Below are 21,524 nucleotides of genomic sequence, written 5' to 3' on the forward strand. Positions count from 1 at the left end.
ATTAAAATACGTTATGAAAGCATATATATTTCCCGGACAGGGGGCTCAATTCTCTGGCATGGGTAAAGACTTATACGAAAATGAGCAAGCTAAAGCTTTGTTTGAGCGGGCGAATGAAATTATTGGCTTCCGGATCAGTGATATCATGTTCTCTGGTTCTGATGATGAGCTAAAGCAGACTAAAGTTACCCAGCCGGCTATATTTTTACATTCCGTGATCCTGGCGAAAACCCTGGGTGCAGATTTTAAACCGGATATGGTTGCCGGACATTCCCTGGGCGAGTTTTCTGCCCTTGTTGCCGCATCGGCATTGTCTTTTGAAGACGGTTTAAGACTGGTTATTGCGCGGGCAAATGCAATGCAGAAAGCTTGTGAGCTGCAGCCTTCTGCTATGGCGGCTATTCTTGGCCTTGCAGATGAAGTGGTTGAAAAGGTTTGTTTAGAAATTGATGAGGTTGTGGTAGCCGCAAATTACAACTGTCCGGGACAGATCGTAATCTCCGGAAGTGTTGAAGGCGTTGACATCGCCTGTCAGAAACTGACAGATGCGGGTGCCAAGAGAGCTTTAAAACTAAATGTGGGTGGGGCTTTTCATTCTCCGCTAATGGAACCTGCACGTGTTGAATTACAGGAAGCCATTGAAAATGTAACGATACTGCCTCCTGTTTGTCCGATCTATCAGAATGTTGACCCTGCTCCGAATACTGATCCCCAGCTGATCAAAGAAAATCTGATCACACAGCTGACCGGAGCCGTTAGATGGACGCAAACTATTGAACGGATGATTGCTGATGGTGCCTCTGAATTTATTGAGGTTGGCCCTGGAAATGTTTTGCAAGGTTTGGTAAAGAAAGTAGACCGTACCCTCAAAACAATTTCGGCATCTTCGATGTAATTACAACAACTATTAATAACCTTTATTAAAAACTGTTTGGCGTGAGTATAGGGGGTAAAATCAGGTTCCTTTTATTGATATTGGGTATTTGTTGTATTGCTACGGCAATTTCACTAAAGCATTCGATCACAAAAAAGGAATTGCTGAGTTATGAAGCGGAGAAGCTTCAGAAAAACCTTGCCGCCAACGAACGCCTGGTTTATAACTTTTTAGCTAATAAGAATGAGATTGAAAAGGCCAGACAGTTTCATAAAAACGAAGAATATGGCCTTAACTTCATTGAGTTTTACAGGGATAAAGGCATAAATATTTTAACCTATCAGGATGGGGAATTAAAGTTTTGGAGTACCATCAAGGCAATTCCTTCTAATCCCGAACTGCTTAAGGAAGGTTCTTCTTTTCTGCAGCTGTCCAACGGGCGGTATGAGGTGATTAAAAAAACATCAGGAATATATACCCTGGTGTTTTTAATTGACGTTAAAACCCAGTACAGCATTGAGAACAAATTTCTCGGGAATGAGATCTCCAGATATATCTCTCAAACCAATGCGCTTGATCTGGCTTCTTTCTCTGATCCGGAGATCTATAACATTCATGACCTGAATGGGAAACCGCTGTTTGAGGTTAAGCTTAAGCAGGGGTATTCAAAGAGTATTTATTCTACTATAGAAATATGGCTTTGGGCAATTGGGATCTTTAGTATCTGCTTGTTCTTTAATTCTATTTGTGCCTGGCTGGTTAAAAAGGGACACTTAAATGCGGCCACCTTACTGATCACTGTTTTCTTTGTAACCATCCGGATCACAGATCTGATGTATGGCTGGTTTAACAGACAGTTTGACCTGTCGTTATTTAATCCTAGTGTTTATGCAGAAAGCTTTTTTCTGCCTTCTCTTGGCGACCTGCTGCTGAATGTGATTGCGATTACCTGGGTAATGTTGTTTGTTTACACGCACAATGATCAATATAAACTACCTGGCTGGCTAACCAGAAGTAAGACAGGCGGATTAATTTTCCAGATTATTCTTCTGATCACGTTTGGTGGAATTGCCATCTTATTTGACCAGATCTTTTTTGGCCTGATCATCAATTCCAAGATCGATTTTGACATTACCAACATCATCAATCTGGGTTGGATCAGCTGGATCAGTATTGTGGTCTTATGTCTTGCCTGGTTTAATGTTTACATCATTGCAAGTATTTTTATGCAGCAAACGCTGCAGCTGAATGTAACCAACAGAGAGCGGCTGATCTTATTCTCAGCGGCGGTTATTGGTTATTTTGTGTATCGGCTGGAAGTTGGGTTCAGCATCTTTTTTATTGCGTATGCTCTGTTTATTTTTATTCTTGGATGGGACTTCTACGTGCGGAGGAACAAATTTTCTATAGGTATTTTTGCATCGTTGTTATTTTGTCTCGCCTTTATCTCTTCGATCAAATACCTGCGCTTTATTGATGAAAAGGAGCGGGGTAACCGCCTGACTATTGCACAGCGGCTATCTGCAGATGACGTGAAACTAATTACGGCCATTGACAACCTGGAAGCCGATATCTTATCCAATAATTTTGTAATTAATTATTTCAAGCAGCCGGCTTTAAGCAGTGTAGTTGAACTTAAGAAGAACATTGAGAAGCAATACCTGGAAAATTACCTGCCTAAGTTTGAATACAACATTTATGAATACAATAATGTAGATTCTTCGATTGCCGGGCATGATGGTCTGCCCTTAGCATATTTTAAGAACCTGGTAAAATCCGGTTCTGTTAAGGCTTATGATTCCAATTTCTTTTATCGCCTGAACGATACGTTTGGCTATCAGAATTATTTTGCGATTATCCCTATATTCGACAACATCCGGATCATGGGAACCCTGGTCATTGTTCTTAAATCACAACCTTACAATTACAAAGGTCAGCTTCCTGAAATACTGGTTGATAAAACCATTAAGAACGATGCAGACTATTCCAGTTATTCAATTGCATTTTATAAAGACGGGCGCCTAGAAAGCCAAACGGGTAAATACACGTATAAACTAACCACCGCGGGCATGAAATTCCTTCCGGTTCGTGCGCATACTTTTATTAAGGAGCGGAACCTGGATTATACACACCTGATCTATTCTCCGGAACCGTCAAAAGTAATTATAATCAGTAAGGAGGATGTTTCTTATGTGATCCGCCTGGCTACACTTTCGTTCTTCTTCCTGGTATTTATCATTTTCTCCGTAACTATTTATACCCTGATCTGGGTCTTAAAAAATATTGATGAGAGCTGGGGCGGATGGTTTAATATCAACCGTTCATTAATGATCAACGCGAACAAGATCCTGTATAAAACCAGGATCCAGTTTTCTATTGTACTTTCTGTTGTGGCCACCCTGCTTATTGTTGGCTGGACTACCTATTTCTACATCCGTAAGGAGTACCGTGGGCAGCAGGAAGATTTGATCAAAGAAAAGCTGCGGAAAGTGCAGCAATCGTATGAAAAGCAAATTGCGAGAACAGGAATCCCGCTTCCGAATGATAAATCTATCAATGACTTTAACCAGTTTGCCGATATCAATTCTGCCTATCTCAATCTTTTTGATACCAGTGGGGTTTTGATCTTTACGTCTCTGCCTAAAATGTATGATGCAGGGATCTTAACGCGCAGGATGGGCTCTAAAGCATATATCAACTTAAACAAATTACAGCGGTCGGAATTTATAAATACGCAGGAGAAGATCAATAACCGCTTTGTTTACTCCTCTGCGTATGCTCCGATCCGGGATTCCCAAAATGAGACTGTTGCTTACATTGGTGTTCCTTATTATGCGAACGAAGCAGATTATCAAAGTAAAATAGGGGTATTTATCAATACTTTGATCAATATCTACGCCCTGGTATTTGTTGGAATAGGTATTTTGGCTGTATTTCTGGCCAACCAGATTACCAGTCCGCTTACTTTTATCCAGGACAGCATCCGTAAGACCAAATTAGGGCAAAAGAACCAACCCATACTTTGGTCCAGACATGATGAGATCGGCTCGCTCATTAAAGAATACAACAAGATGATTGCTGCCCTTGACGACAGTGCCGTTAAGCTGGCCAGATCTGAACGTGAAAGTGCATGGAGAGAGATGGCCAAACAGGTTGCTCATGAGATCAAGAACCCATTGACGCCTTTAAAGCTTGGTGTTCAGCTGCTGGAGAAATCCTGGAAGGAAAAAGATCCTAATTTTGAGCAGAAGTTTGAGCGCTTTAATAAGTCATTTATTGAACAGATCGATAGCTTGTCGACGATTGCATCCGAATTCTCCAATTTTGCTAAAATGCCGGATACGAAGCTGGAAAAACTGGATCTGGTTCCTATTATTGAGCAGGCCAGGAATGTGTTTACCAATTCAGAGGAGGTAGAGATCTATATTCTTAATAAGGCGACCGTTGAGGTTTTAATTATGGGTGATAAAGACCAGCTGTTAAGAACCTTTAATAATCTGCTAAAGAATGCGATAGAGGCTGCAAGTGAAACCGATAAATGCCTGATCAAGATCAAGATCTTCAACGATGATGAACGCGTATACATTGAAGTAGATGATAATGGAAAAGGAATTGACACGGCATTGCAGCAAAAGATCTTTGTTCCTAATTTTACTACAAAATCTTCTGGTACGGGATTGGGCCTGGCATTTGTGAAACAAGCGGTAGAGAATGCCGGTGGTACAGTAGCGTTCGAATCCCTTATTAATGTCGGGACCACATTTTACATTAGTTTCCCGCTATCTTAAATCCGGACTATTTTAAAATAATTTCGGCCCTACCCATGGTAAAGCCGTCCGCATAGAGTATGATCGAATACTGCCCCTTTATAAACTTGTTTGGATTTATCCAGTCCATCGAATAGGATGTATTATCGTCGTTGAATGAAATGGATGTAGATGAGCTGTATTGCATCTCCTGTCCGTCTGCCTGAAACATATTGTCGCTGTCAGCGATCAGGTTTCCGGCGGGATCAAATACACGCAGATAAATTTTATGGTAATCTTTTTTAGCCAGCTGATTTGGAACGATGTCAAAGCTTACTATCAGCTTTTTTGCTGTTCCAGCCTTGGTAACTACTATATTTTTTCCGCTGTTCTTTACTTTATAAGCGGTAATACCAACATTTGATGCTTTTAATGCGGAGCCTGTCTTTACTTTTTCATTCAGTTCAGCATTTTTTTTTGTAAGCTCCTCTGTATTGCGGCCAGCATTATTCACGTAAGCCTGAAGGCTATCTACCTCTGTTTTCAGATCGGAATTTTCTCCTTCCAGCTTCAGGATCTTTTCACTGTAGCTTTTAACAAATTCTTTAAGTACCCGGATCTCTTTTTTTGCATCTTCAAGCTGTTCCTTGGTTAATACACCTTGCTGTAAGGCTATTTTTAACTGGGATATCTTCTCCCGTGCCTGATTTTGTTCTGCGAGCAGCTTTTCGCTTAAAGAAACATTGAGGTTATTTACGTTATCCAGCTCAACTTCAATTTTTTCTACTTCGAGCTGTAACCGGTCTTTTTCTGTGCTTACACTAACAAATCGCTTTGTTTCGTGTTTATCCTTAAAAAAAAGATAGGCATTTGTACCTAATAATGCAGCAATTACAACAACCAGGAAATAAATCTTATTGCGGTCTCCTTTGTTTACTAAATTATTTTGTACGGACATTATTCTAAATCTTATCTTTAAGTTAAAGGGCGAACATAAATAAAAATATGACAATTGGTAAAAAAAACATTCAATTTGTATCACACTTTGAAAAAAATCGTTTATTTGCTAGTATCAGAGACCTGATTGTTCACTGAAACACACACAAGAAACCAAATTTTATTTTATCCCAAATTAAAAAGAATGCTTAAACAAACTCTTTATACCCTATTAATAGCCTTAATACTGCCTATTGCCTCATTTTCGCAAAATACATCAAAAATTGCTCCAAAAAGAGAATTTAGAGGTGTTTGGGTAGCTACTGTAGCCAATATCGACTGGCCATCGAAGCCTGGCCTTAGTGTTGACAGACAGAAGCAGGAACTTATTGGGCTGTTGGAACAGCATAAAGCAAATGGGATGAATGCGATCATGCTGCAGGTTAGGCCTGCTGCAGATGCTTTCTATGCGAAATCAAGAGAACCGTGGAGCCAGTGGCTGATGGGTAAGCAGGGACTGGCTCCAGCTCCGGGTTATGACCCTTTGGAGTTTGCAATTAAAGAGGCCCATTTTAGAGGTATGGAGCTTCATGCGTGGTTTAATCCCTATAGGGCTACCAATAGTGCTAATGCGGTTCTGGATGAAGGACATATGTTTAAAAAACGTCCTGATCTGTTTTTTACTTACGCTGGTAAGAAGCAGTTTGACCCCGGTTTGCCTGAAGTTAGGGAATATATTGTACAGGTTATCCTCGATGTTGTTAAAGGGTATGACGTAGATGGGATCCATTTTGATGATTATTTTTATCCATATCCTGTTTCCGGACAAAAGATCAACGATGCGAATACCTTCAGTAAATATCCGAACGGTTTTACCAATCTGAACGACTGGCGGAGAAATAATGTTGACTTACTGATTGAACAGCTGGATGACAGCATCCACCACTATAAGAAATATGTTAAGTTCGGAATCAGTCCTTTCGGGATTTGGAGAAATAGGTCTGAAGATGTCCTGGGCTCTGCAACCAATGGCTTATCGAATTATAGCGAGTTGTATGCTGATTCCAGGAAATGGGTTAAAGAGGGCTGGGTAGACTATATCAATCCACAGGTTTACTTTAGCTTTACGCGTAAAGCAGCGCAATTTGATACTTTGGTAAACTGGTGGAGCAACAATGCGTTTGGAAGGCACCTTTATATTGGTCAGGCTGCGTACCTGATGAACCAGAAGATGGAAGCAGCCTGGAGCCTGCCTAACCAGATTCCGGACCAGGTAAGGTACATCCGGAACAATACCCGGGTGCAGGGAAGTATATACTTTAGCTCCAAGTCATTTTCTACCATTGCACGTGCTGCCGGTGATTCCTTGAAAAATGACCTGTATAAATACCCTTCTCTGCCTCCTCAAATGCCCTGGCTGGACGACATTATACCAAATCCGCCTTTGCAGTTTGTTGCTGATGCGATGAATGATGGGGTTCACCTAAAGTGGTTAAAGCCATTGCGGGCCAAAGACGGGGAAACGGCTTCCGGTTATGTAATTTACCGGTTTGAAGAAGGAGAGAAGATAGAGGTCTTAAATCCTAAGCATATTTTAAGGATCAGCTTTGAAGAATTTACTTCTTTTATTGATACCGATGTAGAAAAGGGAAAACGATACAATTACCTGGTTACTGCACTAGACCGGTTAAAGAACGAGAGTGAGCCCAGCGGGCCGGTAGGGGTTCAGGTCAGGGAGATCTCCTCTCCTGAAAAATAAGGATCAGCTAAAATTAAGAATTACTAAAGAAGGCCGCTAAATTTAGCGGCCTTCTTTAGTAAACGGTATAACTTTGACTTATATTCTTATTTCTTTTGCGGCATAAGCACCAAACGGATATAGTTGTCTTCCGTTAAATATTTCTGTGCGCTTGCTTTGGTAGACTCAACAGATATGGCATCCAATCTCTGTTTATCTGTTAAGAGCTGATCCAGACTATCGCCGTTTTGCAAGCGGTTGGTTAGATAGCTTAACCAGTAATTGTTATTGCGCAGACTCAACTCATGCTGGCGCTGTTCTTCTGATTTAAACTTACTGATATCGTCTGCAGTAGCTCCGTTGGTTTTGATCTTGCTGATCTCATCTAATGCGGCTGCAACCAATTTATCTACGTTTGCTGTAGCACAACTAAATGAGATGTTAAAGTAGTAATGTGCATTTGGATATTTCTCAACGCTAAGACCTACCTGCGGGCTATAAACTCCGCTTTCTTTTTCACGCAGGCGCTCCAGGATCTTAATTTCCAGGGCCGCCTTCAATGCATCCAGCTGTATGTTGTTTTCTGCGTTGAAAATGTAATCGCCATGGATATACAATTCTACAGCTGCTTTATCCTCAAGCCCCTTATAAACCGTTTTGCTTATTTTTCCGTTAGGTGGTCTTACTCCATTGTCAGCATAGTTTTGTTTTTTAGCCGCCGCCGGCAAACTCGCCAGATAGGTTTCAATGAATGGTTTGATCGTGGTGACATCAAATGCACCTACGATTACAAATGTTTGCTCTGAGGCATCTGCAAAGCGGTCTTTGTAAAATGCGTAGGCCTTGTCTAACGAGACGTTATTCAGATCTGCTGCTTTTATTGGCATTCCGCGTTTGTGGTACGAAGACAGAACGGCCTGTACTGTATCGGCAAATACACTACTTGGGTTTGCATCCTTATTCTCCAGGATCACTTTATAATCACTAATGTTCTTATTGAAGATCTCTGTATCCTTTCTGGGGTTGGTTGCATAGGCATAGACCATTTGAAATGCAGTTTCCAGATCTTTTGGAGACGCACTTCCGCTAAATCCCTGGTAAAGATCGCTCACATACGCGCCGGCCCTTCCTGTATTTCCTGCCAGAAGTTTGTTTAACTGTGTTGGGTTAAATGCACCTACACCACTTTCTGGTATGATACTAACCATCTGGGCAGATTCGTAATCTGCATCTGCAGCCAGGGAAAGTCCGCCTTTAGAAAAGGAACTGAAAATGATCTGATCGTTTTTAAAGTCCGTTGGTTTCAGCAATACCTTTATGCCGTTACTGAGGGTAAGTTCAGTTACACCTATTGCCGCTATCTTTGTTTCTGAAACGATTTTTCCAGCTACTGGTTTTGTTTCCAGCAATGGTTTATTTACCGAATTGTCTACATATGCTGTTACTCCATTGCTTGCATTTTTCAATGCGATGACTAGCTGGGCTTCTGTTGGTAAGGTTGCCTTGTCTTTTTCCGGGGCCTGCACTACAATGATTTGATTTTCTCTGGTGATCAGTGTTTTTGCAAGTGCGTTGATCTCCTGAAGCGTAATGCTTGCAACTGCTTTCTGCGTCTCTGCATATTTAAAGTCAATAGAGGGGATGCTGCTTCCGGTTAAGAAGTTGTTTAAGTATTGCTGAACGAAGCTGGAAGATGGTGTTTTATCTTTCTCCTTAAACTGCTTCTCATTACCTGCCAAAATGTTCTTTTTGGTTACATCTACTTCGGATTGGACGAAGCCAAATTTGCTGATGCGCTCATTTTCTGCAAGTGCAGCGGTAAATGACTTTTCAAGTTCAGCTCCGGATTTTGCAGCTACTACAGTTTGAAATGCGTTTATCCCGCTTACTAAACCTCCCTGGTATGGTCCATAGGTGCTTTGTGCAAATAGGAAGGGTGCTGTTCCTTTTTGAAGGATTTCTTGAAAACGCGCACCGATCATGCTGTTGATCATTGAGTACATCAGTTGTTTTTTATAATCTGCTGTGGTTGAAGTTGCGGTGCTGCCACGTTGTTTGTACATCATCATGGCTACGTTATATGGCTGCTCCGGATCGGTGATGATCTTTACAAGCGGTTCTTTGTTATCCGGAAGGTCATATTTTAAACGTGGTCTTGGACTTGCAGGATTTGTAAGGTCAGAGAAATTAGCTTTTATCAGTTGTTCCACCTCATTTACATCAAAATCACCAACTGCAATTACGCTTTGCAAATTAGGTCTGTACCAGTCTTTGTAGAAACTTTTGATCTTATCGTGCGTAAAAGATTGTAAAATGTCTATTTTACCAATAGGCAGGCGGTTTTCATAACGGGATCCTTTTAACAGCAGGGGCAGCAATTGTTTACTGATGCGCTCCTGTGCATTTTTTCCACGCTGACGATCTTCTTCAATGATCACTCCACGCTCTTTGTCAATCTCGTCACCTTCCATGATCACCTTTCCAGCCCAGTTGGCCAGTATTTTAAAGCCTGTTTTAAACAGTTCAGCACTATCTGTAGGGATTGGCAGCTGGTAGACCGTTTGATCGAATCCGGTATATGCATTTAAATCGGCACCGAAACGAACACCTGCTTTTTGAAGGTAATTGATCATTTCATTTTTAGGAAAGTCTTTGGTACCGTTAAAGGCCATGTGCTCTGTAAAGTGCGCCAGCCCCTGCTGGTTGTCTTCTTCCATTAAAGAACCGATCCGTGTGGCCAGATACAGCTCTGCCCTGTTCTTTGGCTCACTATTCTTGCGGATATAATAGGTTAACCCATTGGCTAGTTTGCCAATTTTTACATTTGGATCGTTCGGGATCAACGTACCATTTGTTTTCTTTGCTGTTGTGGCAGCAGGTTTTTTGGTTGCAACTGGTTTTTTCTGTGCGTAAGCCGGGCCGTCTATAGCCAGATATGCTAAAAATCCAATTGCGAGGATGTTAATTTTTTTCATCTGTTTATAATTTGTTTTTATCTGTGATGAAGCGATCAGGATGTTGATCCGCATTTCATCTGTAAATAAGTTAGTGGGATAAAATTAAACTTTTATAATGATTTTTCGGTTGTACATGATCCAAAGAATGATCAGCCAAAATAGAACAAAGGAGATGGCCCAGGCCAGGGATGCATTTATTGGAGAGAAGTATTCTGTGTAAGGCGCATATAACCAGGTTTGCAGGCTTATTTCTGAGCCGTCGGCCCGATTTAATTTGATCATGTTCAAAATCCTTGGTATGAGGCCGGACAGAAAGAAAACCGTGATTGCATTTACACCATACACCACAAATGGCCTGGTAAATTTATTGTACTGCTGCACATCAATGATCCAGTAACACAATGCCAGGATCATCGTAGCCAGTCCACCGGTATATAAAACATAGGAGCTTGTCCACAAGGCCTTGTTGATCGGAAATTGAAGATCCCACAATAAGCCTAAAAATATAGCCGCAGTGCCTGCACAGAATAACCAGGTTACTTTGGTTGCCGCATCACGGTCTTTCCGCCTGAGGTATGCGCCCACCAATACTCCGAATAATCCGGTTGCTATTGCAGGTAATGTGCTGAGTATGCCCTCAGGATCCCAGGTTTTGGCTGATTTCCACAAATGGGCTTCTGTTAACAGGCTGCGGTCTAACCAGGCACCTAAATTTGTTTCTTTTTCGAGGTTTGCATAACCTGTTCCGGGAACCGGCACAAAGGTCATCAAAGCCCAGTATACGGCAAGGATCAGGATCAGGATCCTGAAAATGTTCTTTTCTGAGTTTTTAAGGAATAGGATTGAAGCGATGAAAAAGACAACTGCGATTCGCTGCAGTACTCCTGGAATGCGAACGTGCTGAAAGGCATCAACAGGGTCTGTGAATACTTTTGGGAACAGGGATAGGAATAGCCCGAGGCCAAATAAGATCAGGGCTCTTTTGAATGCTTTTAAGATAATTTTTGAATGGATTGCCGGATCTTCTTTTTTACTGCCCATGGCATAGGCGATGGAAACGCCCACAATGAATAGGAAGAATGGGAAGACAAGGTCTGTTGGGGTACATCCATTCCATTCGGCATGTTCCAGCGGGGCATAGATATGCCCCCAGCTTCCCGGGTTGTTTACCAGGATCATTGCAGCAACGGTAGCGCCTCTAAAAAAATCCAGTGACAGTAATCTTGCAGAGTTGGGGTTTACGGTTTGGCTTTTTGTCATTATTATACCTATTAATCGCTACTACCGGGTGGTAATAGCGATCATAAATATAGTTAAAATTTATATCGAACAAAGGCTTCCATAGCTTCGTACTCAGCCAGGCCTAAATCATCATAAGCCTGGGCAGTATCTCTGTTCCGGTCTTCTGCCCTTTGCCAGAATTCACGGGCATCATCGCCGGGAAAAACGGCCCTGTCCTTTTGCGACTGGTGTTTAAATATGGCGAATTTCTTTTTCTCTACTTCCTGCGGACTAAGTGGTACGGCCATTTCGATCTCGTAGGTTTCAAATTCTTTCCAGGCTCCGCGGTACATCCATACCCAGCAATCGGCTACCCAACTTTCTGTTTTTTTGAGTCGCTTTAATGCTTCTATAATGATGTTAAAGCATACAATATGTGTTCCATGCGGGTCTTCAAAATCACCGGCAGCGAATACCTGCTGTGGTTTTACTTTTTGAAGAAGGTCCATCGTTAACTGAACATCGAGTTCTGTAACGGGATTTTTCTGATTTTTTCCGCTTTCATAGAAAGGCAATGCCATAAAGTGAATGTGGTCGTCTTCCAAACCACAGAAGCGGGCACCTGCAATGGCCTCACCTTTTCTAATCAGCCCTTTTACAGTTTGTATTTCTGGGGTATCAACCTGGTTGGGTTGTTTCTTTTCCATGAAAGAACGCATATCCTGGTACAGCGTATTCAGTTCGGGTTTGCTTGCACCCATCTTTTCAGAAAAGTCGATGCTGAACTCTACGAAGCGAAGCACATCATCATCCCATACTGCGGTATTTCCAGAAGTTTGATAGGCGACATGTACCTCATGCTGCTGATCTACGAGACGGATAAATGTGCCGCCCATAGAAATTACATCGTCATCCGGATGCGGAGAAAAGATGATGGATCTCTTTTTAGATGGTTCTGCTCTTTCTGGTCTTTGAGAGTCATCTGCATTGGGTTTTCCACCCGGCCATCCGGTAATGGTATGCTGTAATTTATTAAATATATGGATGTTGATGTTATAAACTGGTCCTTTATCCAAAGCCAGCTGTGCCATACCGTTGTTGTTATAATCGTCTTCGGTAAGTTTTAGAACAGGTTTCTTCAAAAAGTTTGCAAGCCAGATCACTGCTTTTCGGCTAATGGTTTCTTCCCAAATGCAATCTTTAACCAGCCATGGGGTATCAAAGCGGGTTAGTAAAGAAGCGGCATCTTCATCTAAGATGAATTCTACATGTTCTGATAACTGCAGATAGGTTGCCGGTACTTCACTGGAGATCTCTCCTTCTACGGCTTTTTTAATGATGGATGCCTTTTTACGGTTCCATGCCATCAATATAATTTCACGGGCTTTAAATATGGTTCCGATACCCATGGTGATGGCTTTTGTAGGCACAAAAGATTTACCTCCAAAATCTCTTGCTGCATCACGTCTGGTTAAATCATCAAGGGTAACCAGCCGGGTTCCGGAATTGGGTGCAGAGCCCGGTTCGTTAAAACCGATGTGACCGGTACGTCCGATCCCCAAGATCTGAATATCCAGACCGCCAACATCACCAATCTTTTTCTCGTATTCCAGGCAAAAGGCAGGAATGTCTTCCAGGTTCAAGGTGCCGTCAGGAATATTGATGTTGTTTTTGTCGATGTCAATGTGATCGAACAAATGATCGTTCATAAAAGAAACATAACTCTGGGCGGCATCAGGCTGCATCGGGTAATACTCGTCCAGGTTAAACGTAACCACATTTTTAAAACTTAAACCTTCTTCTTTATGCATTCTTACGAGTTCTGCATAAACGGCTACAGGGGTAGCACCGGTTGCCAGACCTAAAACGGCAATGTCATTGTTTTTTTGTTTTTCTTTAATGAGGTTCCCAATACGCTGAGCGACACTAAGAGATGCTTTTTGAGGGTTTTCAAAGACAGAAACGGGCAATTTTTCAAAGCGCGTTTCTTCCAGAAGATTTAATCTTGCCATCTAATTGTTTGTTAAATTTTGTACGGAGCAGTAAATATAGGGACTCTAACGGCTTTATCAAACTTTATTTAATTGGTACATGGTCAACAGAAAAAGGGGACGATTTTGTTATCTTGGCCTAAATTTCATCACCTTATGAATGCAAATTGGGATAAAGTTTTTCAGATCATTAATAAACCGGAGCGGAGGATTATCGGCCTGATGTCTGGTACTTCACTGGATGGGCTGGATATTGCGCTATGTGCGGTTAAGGGAAAAGGTTCAGATACTTCTGTGCGTATTCTTGAATTTAAGACGGTGCCTTATACCGATGGTTTTAAGAAAGACATTAAATCTATTTTCTCCAAAAGGGATGCAGATCTGCAAATGATCAGCCTGATGAATGCGCAGATCGGACTTGTGCATGGCGGGATGATTTTAGAGGCGATTGCTTCCTGGGGCCTGAAGCCTGATGATGTAGATGTGATTGCGAGCCACGGGCAGACGATCTTTCATGCGCCTCAGTCCTTACATGGACTGGAAGGCTATCCGAATGCGACTTTGCAGATTGGGGATGGTGATCACATTGCCGTGAAAACCGGAATTGTGACCATCGCTGATTTTAGACAAAAGCATTTAGCTGCCGGTGGAGAGGGAGCACCCTTAGCTGTTTATGGTGATTATCTGTTGTTTTCTAAACCTGGAGAAGACCGCATCATGCTAAATATTGGTGGTATTGCAAATTTTACCTATTTGCCAGGTAACGGGGATGCCTCAAAGGTATTCTCTACGGACCTTGGGCCGGGCAATACGATCATGGATCAATATGTTCAAAAAAACTATCCGGGATTATATTTTGATAAAGACGGATCAATTTCTGCATCTGGAACTTCAAACGGACTGCTGTTGGATGCACTCATGAAGGAAGATTTTCTGGATGCCGGGTTTCCTAAAACTACGGGTCCGGAATTGTTTAACTTAAGTTATCTCGAAAAAGCTCAAAAGCAGTCGGCCACTACTGATCTGAGTACTGCTGATGTAATGGCTACGCTATGCAACTTTACGGCCAGGGTAATTGTTCGTGCTGTTGAGCGTTGTTTTGGGGTAGATAATACCTTTTCTATGTATATGAGCGGTGGCGGGATGCACAATCCTGAATTGGTAAGGAGGCTAAACGAGGCTTTACCCGGGGTTGCTTTTTACACCACTGCGTCACTTGGAATTGATCCCGATGCAAAGGAGGCTGTGCTTTTTGCCGTGCTGGCGAATGAGACGCTGGTTGGTGATGTCGTTAATTTTGGCGACCGCCAGGGCGTACCTGCGGTATGTATGGGCAAAATTTGTTTACCTTATTAAAGGATCTGAATGTCTTTAACCCGGTAAGGGTCTAGTACGGCATCATTAGCAGGAAGCTCTGTAACGAGGTACTGGATATTTTGCAGCGCAGCTACCTTTAACCGCAGTGAGATCCCTAATTTTTCTGAGATGCAGAGTACGGCTGTTCTTCTGGATGCGCTGAACATTGTCTTTTTCAATTGATTGATTTCCCAGTCGGTATCCGTTAATCCGTCTGTTGGATGCAAGGCACTGGTTCCGAGGAGGCAGAGGTCTGGGGTAATTTCAGAGATCTGGGTAATTACATGTCCGCCATACGTTACCTGTGAGTTTTTTGAAAACAGCCCTCCAATAAGGATCACTTCTATTTTCGAATACTTGGCAAGCTCTATGGCTACAAAGGGGCTTACCGTAAAAAATGTAGCATGCAATGTTTCGGGTAACTGCTTGGCCAATTCGATGATGGTCGTTCCCCCGCCGGTAAGGATAACCATTCCGTCTTTGATCAGCGGGATCGCTTTTTTGGCGATTTCTATTTTCGCATCTTTTGCATAAACGGTACTGTCATCAAAGGAAGACTGGTAAGATCTGGACAGGGCACCGCCATGAACTTTATACAGCTGCTTATCTTCTGCAAGTTCTTGTAGGTCGCGTCTGATGGTATCTTCAGAAACGTTCAGTAATTGAACAAGATCTGATGTAAGCACACGATTGTGAAGATTAATCTGGCGCATTACAAAGTCATGTCTTTCTTTTTTTAGCATCTGTTTTCGGTTTGGGCTAAAATAAATAAAAATAATCGAACTAAGTAATGCGGTTTTTTGCAGGTTTGTGCAATATTAGTTTGTGTAACAAGAATAAAATACTGCTTTATTTTATAAATAAGTCAAAAACATTTATGATATTTACTAAACCGTTGATTTTTTGCGTGTAATTGCGTGTTTATGCAGGGAGTCTGACTATCAACCATCAAACAAAACTTAAATTATTAACCAAACTGTCGTTTATGAAAAAAAAACTACACTTATTTATTGTAGTATGTTTTTTGCTTAGTGCGCATGCATTTGCCCAGCAGAAAACGATTACAGGAAAAGTAACCTCATCTGATGATGGATCTACGATTCCGGGTGCTTCGATTAAAATTAAGGGAACTACGAATGCAGTTCAGACCAATGTAATCGGAACCTATTCGATTAAGGCCAATTCGGGTGATGTATTGGTATTCAGCTATGTTGGAATGGTGACACAGGAACGTACAGTTGGAACAGATGCGGTAATCAATATTGTGCTAAAATCTGATGCCAGTTCGTTGGATGAAGTGATTGTTACGGCTTATGGTATTGACCGGAGCAAAGAAAGTTTGGGTTACTCAGCGCCTACTATTAAGGGTGATGAAGTAACAGCAACGGGAAGAGAAAATTTTCTGAATGGTTTAGCGGGCCGGGTTGCAGGTCTGTCTGTAAATCCTACTTCCGGAGATCCGGGTGCCTCTTCTCAGATCATATTAAGAGGCATTGTATCAATAAGCGGTGACAATACACCGTTAATGGTTGTTGATGGTATTCCGATTGATAACTCGGTAATGAGTCAGACAAATACAGCCAGTTTAACGGGTAACAACAGGAGCCAGGATTATACCAACAGGGCTGCTGACATTAATCCTGCAGATATTGAAAGTTATACGATCCTGAAAGGCCCTGAAGCGACTGCATTGTACGGTAACCTTGGTGCCAGTGGTGCGATTGTGATTACTACTAAAAAAGCGAAGGCCGGCAAAGCTTCTGTGAGTTATAATGGATCTCTTCGGGTTGAAAGCGTCAATAACGCCCCTGAAGTACAAACCGTTTATAGTCAGGGTGATGCTAACGGCGTTTTTAATGGTGGATCTACCAATTATTTTGGGCCTAAATATCCTGAAGGACAAAAGATCTATGATAATGTAGCCAGTTTCTTTGAAACCGGAACTGCACAAAAGAACAATTTGGTTTTAGAGGGCGGTAAAGAGTCCTTTACCTATCGCTGGTCGAATGAGTTTGTGAATAATAAGGGAACGATACCCACTACACAGTATAAAAGGTTTGTGACTTCACTGGTTGGAACGGCAGCTGTTTCTAATGCAGTTAAAGTAACCACACGCTTTAGCTATACCAACGCTTATAATAAAAAAGCAAATAAAGGGGGATCAGGTTACCTAATGGGACTTTTGCGTTTTCCAAGCAGGTATGATGTGAACAATTGGATAGATCCGCTTGGTAATCGTCTGCTAACGACCGGTACGATATACAGTGAGGTGGATAATCCATTTTGGGATGTGAATAAAAATGTGTCTGATGACCGCACCAACAGTCTCTTAGGAAACTCTACGATTAATATTAAACCTACAAAGTGGTTAAATATCAATGCCATTTTAGGTACGAATATTTCCCATACAGATGGGATGTATGTATATCATACCCAGTCATATTCAGGATCAGGTACTGCTGCAGTACCCCGTGGTGGAGTCGTAAATACCTATCAGAAGCTGAATAGAAGGTTTGATGGATCATTAACGGCATCTGCTACACATAAGTTTGGTCAGTTCAATAATACCTATATCATTGGTGGTAACTTCTCTGATGTGAATAACAACCAAAATTCTGCAAGGGGACAAAATATGTTTGATCCCGATTTCAACAGTATCAACAATACGCTTCCGTCTACACAATCTGCCCGCCTTTATATTGAGCGTTATAGAAATGCAGGTGTATTTGCGCAGGCTATTTTGGGTTATAAATCTTTGATGTACCTGACGCTTTCCGGAAGGGTTGATGCGGCATCGCGCTTGCTGCCAAATGATCCTTATTTTGCCTATCCTTCGGTGAGTTATGCTTTTAATTATACTAAACTGAATGCGCTGAAGGACTTGTCCTGGTTAAGTAATGGTAAGTTAAGGGCCTCTTATGGTATAACCGGCAAGGAGCCATTTAAAGTGTATTCTTTGGGTACACGTTTAGTAACTACAACAAGTACAGGTGGTGGGTTTACCTATGACCTGGCCAATGGCGGTAATCCGGATCTTGTTCCGGAACAAACCCGGAATTTTGAGACCGGTTTGGAGGCCAGCTTTTTTAAAGACCGGATTGGAATAGATTTTACTTTTTACAAACTAAATAGCCATAAGCAAATCATCACACCGAGGATCAGTTATGGAACAGGGTCTGTAGTCAGGATTATGAATGGCGGTGATGTAGAGAACAAGGGCGTAGAGTTTCAGCTAAGGGGATCGCCGCTGCGGTCTGAAAATTTAAACTGGGACATGATCTTTAATTTTACACATAACAAATCAAAGGTTAATGCAATTGCAGACGACCTTCCTGAATACTATGAATCTGATTCATGGATTGGTGATGGTATCCGCAGTGCAGTTTATCCGGGTTCAAGTACCGGGGCAATTGGTGGCTGGAAAAACTTGAGAAATAATAATGGAGACCTGTTGATTAATCCTGCTACCGGACTTCCGTCCCTGGCCAGCGATCAGGATTTTTATTTGATTGGAGACCGGATGCCTAAATTTACATTGGGCTTCTCCAATAGTTTAAATTATAAAACATTAACGCTTTCTTTCCTGTTCGATTTGAGAGTTGGGGGTGATGTGTATAACCAGACCCAATATGAACTTTATAGAAGAGGCTTAAGTATTAAAACATTAGATCGCGATGTACCGAGAGTAATCACTGGTGTACTTAGGGATGGTTTGGAAAATACAGCCAATCCAACGCGGAATACCATTGCCGTAACGCCTGCTGTAAACAGTAACTATTACAGCTCAACTACTGCAGGTATTGCACCGGAAATGTTTGTTGAACACAATATTAAATCCCTGCGCTTAAGAGATATTACAGTTGCTTATGATTTTCCTGCCAGGCTAACCAGCAAAACGAAATTCATTTCCGGGTTTGGTTTATATGTTACGCTAACGGATGTTTTCCTGATTACCAATTACTCTGGTATGGATCCTGATGTAAACGGTAATAACCCTAGTGTGGGCGGTTACGGTGGTTATGGTATTGATTTTGGGAATATGGGACGACCTCTGGGTGTGAACATGGGACTTCGTATTAAGTTGTAAATTATTAAAATATAAAGTTTTAATTATGAAATATATTAAAATCACTTTCCTCATTGCAATATTGTTTATTGCAGGTGGGTGTAAAAAATGGCTGGATGTAAATACGGATCCCGCAACCCCTCAGGTTGCCAAAGCGGAACTCTTTTTATCGCCGATAATTAGCCAGATGGGAATCAATACAGCGACGGATGGTTATGTTGTTGCTAAATACAATCAAAACATGATGGCACAAGCCGTTACCGATGGCGCCTTGTTGTGGGAGCGTCATGGCTATGCTTCTGCAAGTGATGTTGGCGGGAACTTATGGAGAATGGTTTACATCAGTTCAGGTACCAACCTGGAAAATATGATCAAAGATGCAGAAAGAGATAATAAGTGGACTTATGCGGGTATTGGTTATGCAATTAAAGCCTGGGGCTTTCAGTTGTTAACAGATCAGCACGGGCCTGTTATTCTTGACGAGGCTTTTACGCCGAATAAGCTGACTTTTAAATACCAGGACCAGCCTGAAGTATATGCCCGGGTAAGAGAATGGTGTCAAAAGGCTATTGTGTGTTTAAATACACCTGATGGCGCAGATTATTCTTCTATTCTTTCTGGCGCCTCCGGAGATTTGATCTATAGGGGAGACCGTGCTAAATGGAAAAAATTTGTGTATGGATTATTGGCACAGCAGTATAGCCATTTAATTAATAAACAAGAGTTTGCAGGCTCTTATGCGGATAGCGTAGTTAAGTATTCTGATCTTTCATTTTCAGCTTCGGCCGATGATGCAACGATTATGTATGGTGGAAATACGGCTTATGTAAGCGCAACCAATACTGGCGACTCAAATCCTTTAAGCCAAAATTTCGGTCAGATCACCAGCACGAGTTATGGCCGGATCGGTCAGCCTGTAGTTGATCTTCTGACTGGTGGTGTTAGGGGAACTCCTGCTGTTGATCCTAAAACTTCTGTTGACCCAAGGCTTAGCCGGATGATCAATCCAATAGCGACAACCGGAATCTATAAAGGTGTAACTGTTTTATTGGGAGACAACCCAACCATAAAAACGATACCTCATGTGCTTGGTTCCGTTGCAGGTACTGCTGCGGCTCCGTTTCCTGGTAAGTATATTTTTGCCAATGCAGCGAGGTATCCAATTATGAGCTACGCACAGATCCAATTTGCTAAAGCAGAAGCTTTATTTATAAAAGGAAACCTGGCTGACGCCTATACCGCTTATAAAAATGGAATTACCGGACATATGGAATTTGTAAATTTATATGGTAGAAATGGTACTCCGGCTTCAACAGCGATATCTGCTGCAGAAATTACAGCTTATATGGCTTCTGCCGAGGTTGCACAAAATGCAGGTAGTTTAACGATTGCTGATATTATGCAGCAAAAGTATATTGCACAATGGGGATGGGCACAATCAGAGCAGTGGTGTGATCTTCGTAAGTACCATTATGATGCTACTGTGTTTAAAACCTATAAGCAACTGGAGACTGGCGACTTTTACGTTAGAAATGGCGGTGCACATTACGCGTATAGAATAAGACCTAGATATAATTCTGAATATATATGGAACTATGAAGAGCTATTAAAGTGGGGTGGCATAGCAGATAATTACCATACGATTGAAACCTGGTTTACCTTACCTTAACAATTACGTTTAACTAAAAAGATTATGAAAATATTTTCAGCAATTTCTATCCTTTCTCTTCTTATTATTCTTAGTTTCTCGGGATGTGATAAGAATGAGATCAATTATGGCGTGTTTACTAAAGTTGCCGGTGATCAATCGCTGATCAAGGTAAATTATAATATTGCATTGACGGCAAATCCGGGTGTGCATATAAAAATCAATGGGGAACGGGTAAGCACATTGATTCAAACCCGTTATCCTTATCCGGGCGGCGGATATGGAACCCTGGGTGATTCAAGAGCAGATTACCTGACGGTGAATCCAGGTAACCTGACTGTTTCTATCGTAATCCCTAAAAAGGGAACGGGTATAGATTCTGTTGAGCTTTTTAAAACCAGTGTTGCTGCGGAGGCGGGTAAGAACTATACCCTGCATGTTACCGATACGGCTGCGAATACTAAAAGCCTGTTGACTACTGATGACTTTACCCTGCCGGATACTGCAACCGCGAAATACAGATTTGTTCATTTGATGCCTAATGTAGGTGCATTGGATCTATATAACGGACCCACTTTAGTGCAGGCAAATATTAGCTATTTAAATGCAAGTGATTATTTTATCCTTGCAAATAAAGCACCTACGGTAAATGTGTGGAGTGTAAGGTTAGCTGGTTCAGCTCCAACATCCACTGCTGTGGCTACCTATACAAGTGCGAGCACGATATTGAACAAGCGTTCTTATACGGTCTTTGCTACCGGCTATTCTGGTAGGACTGATGCCGTTCGAAAACCTTATCTCGGATTCTTTTTGATCCGCTAAATACTAAATTCCCCAATGTTTGTTTCGTTGATCCCCGGCTGTTAGGCCGGGGATTTTTTATATCTGCAGTTTTTTATATCTGTTTTTATTGACGGCTTTTGGTTAATAAAGCGAAAAACTAATAGTTAAACTATTTCGGTTTTATGCTGTTTTGTGCAACATTAATTGG

At 41.7% G+C, this 21,524-nt stretch carries 12 protein-coding genes; 7 read left to right on the plus strand and 5 right to left on the minus strand.

Annotated elements, in window-relative coordinates; translation table 11 throughout:
• Positions 1-13: 13 nt before the first annotated feature.
• Both fabD and ATK78_RS09230 read left to right on the plus strand, forming a co-directional pair.
• Positions 14-895, plus strand: a complete 882-nt coding sequence (fabD, locus tag ATK78_RS09225) for an ACP S-malonyltransferase (RefSeq protein WP_133575798.1) — start codon at positions 14-16, stop codon at positions 893-895.
• Positions 896-936: 41 nt separating this feature from the next.
• Positions 937-4,662 carry a HAMP domain-containing sensor histidine kinase gene (locus ATK78_RS09230; RefSeq protein WP_243732487.1) on the plus strand — a complete coding sequence of 1,242 codons (3,726 nt, stop codon included), beginning with the start codon at positions 937-939 and terminating at the stop codon, positions 4,660-4,662.
• Between the two features lie 7 nt (positions 4,663-4,669).
• Here ATK78_RS09230 and ATK78_RS09235 read toward each other — a convergent pair whose 3' ends face one another.
• Positions 4,670-5,578 (minus strand): hypothetical protein, encoded by a 909-nt coding sequence (locus ATK78_RS09235; RefSeq protein WP_133575799.1) that lies wholly within the window; start codon positions 5,576-5,578, stop codon positions 4,670-4,672.
• A 183-nt stretch (positions 5,579-5,761) separates the two neighbouring features.
• Between ATK78_RS09235 and ATK78_RS09240 the strand changes: the two genes are divergently transcribed.
• Entirely contained in the window at positions 5,762-7,315 is a 1,554-nt protein-coding gene (locus tag ATK78_RS09240) for a glycoside hydrolase family 10 protein (RefSeq protein WP_133575800.1), read from the plus strand.
• A gap of 86 nt (positions 7,316-7,401) precedes the next feature.
• Here the strand turns inward: ATK78_RS09240 and ATK78_RS09245 are convergent, their stop codons facing one another.
• From ATK78_RS09245 to nagB, 3 genes are all read right to left on the minus strand, one after another.
• On the minus strand, positions 7,402-10,269 hold the full coding sequence (locus ATK78_RS09245; RefSeq protein ID WP_133575801.1) for a M16 family metallopeptidase: 2,868 nt from the start codon (positions 10,267-10,269) through the stop codon (positions 7,402-7,404).
• A gap of 84 nt (positions 10,270-10,353) precedes the next feature.
• Positions 10,354-11,511, minus strand: a complete 1,158-nt coding sequence (locus tag ATK78_RS09250; RefSeq protein ID WP_133575802.1) for an acyltransferase family protein — start codon at positions 11,509-11,511, stop codon at positions 10,354-10,356.
• A 53-nt stretch (positions 11,512-11,564) separates the two neighbouring features.
• Complete coding sequence (gene nagB, locus ATK78_RS09255; protein WP_133575803.1) at positions 11,565-13,484, minus strand: glucosamine-6-phosphate deaminase; 1,920 nt, start codon at positions 13,482-13,484, stop codon at positions 11,565-11,567.
• Positions 13,485-13,619: 135 nt separating this feature from the next.
• Between nagB and ATK78_RS09260 the strand changes: the two genes are divergently transcribed.
• Positions 13,620-14,819 (plus strand): anhydro-N-acetylmuramic acid kinase, encoded by a 1,200-nt coding sequence (locus tag ATK78_RS09260; protein ID WP_133575804.1) that lies wholly within the window; start codon positions 13,620-13,622, stop codon positions 14,817-14,819.
• Here ATK78_RS09260 and ATK78_RS09265 read toward each other — a convergent pair.
• A complete protein-coding gene (locus ATK78_RS09265; RefSeq protein WP_133575805.1) occupies positions 14,816-15,562 on the minus strand; it encodes a DeoR/GlpR family DNA-binding transcription regulator in 747 nt (248 codons plus the stop codon). The two genes, ATK78_RS09260 and ATK78_RS09265, sit on opposite strands and share 4 nt — an antisense overlap.
• 242 nt (positions 15,563-15,804) lie before the next feature.
• On the opposite strand from ATK78_RS09265, the gene ATK78_RS09270 reads away from it, so the two are divergent.
• The 3 genes from ATK78_RS09270 to ATK78_RS09280 are packed head-to-tail and all read left to right on the plus strand — an operon-like array spanning position 15,805 to position 21,355.
• Entirely contained in the window at positions 15,805-18,906 is a 3,102-nt protein-coding gene (locus ATK78_RS09270) for a SusC/RagA family TonB-linked outer membrane protein (RefSeq protein ID WP_133575806.1), read from the plus strand.
• Between the two features lie 25 nt (positions 18,907-18,931).
• Positions 18,932-20,554: a SusD/RagB family nutrient-binding outer membrane lipoprotein gene (locus ATK78_RS09275; protein ID WP_133575807.1), complete on the plus strand. Its 1,623-nt coding sequence runs from the start codon at positions 18,932-18,934 to the stop codon at positions 20,552-20,554.
• A gap of 24 nt (positions 20,555-20,578) precedes the next feature.
• On the plus strand, positions 20,579-21,355 hold the full coding sequence (locus ATK78_RS09280; RefSeq protein WP_133575808.1) for a DUF4397 domain-containing protein: 777 nt from the start codon (positions 20,579-20,581) through the stop codon (positions 21,353-21,355).
• Positions 21,356-21,524: the final 169 nt, after the last annotated feature.

It is taken from the genome of Pedobacter metabolipauper (assembly GCF_004362715.1).
GTDB classification, from domain to species: domain Bacteria; phylum Bacteroidota; class Bacteroidia; order Sphingobacteriales; family Sphingobacteriaceae; genus Pedobacter; species Pedobacter metabolipauper.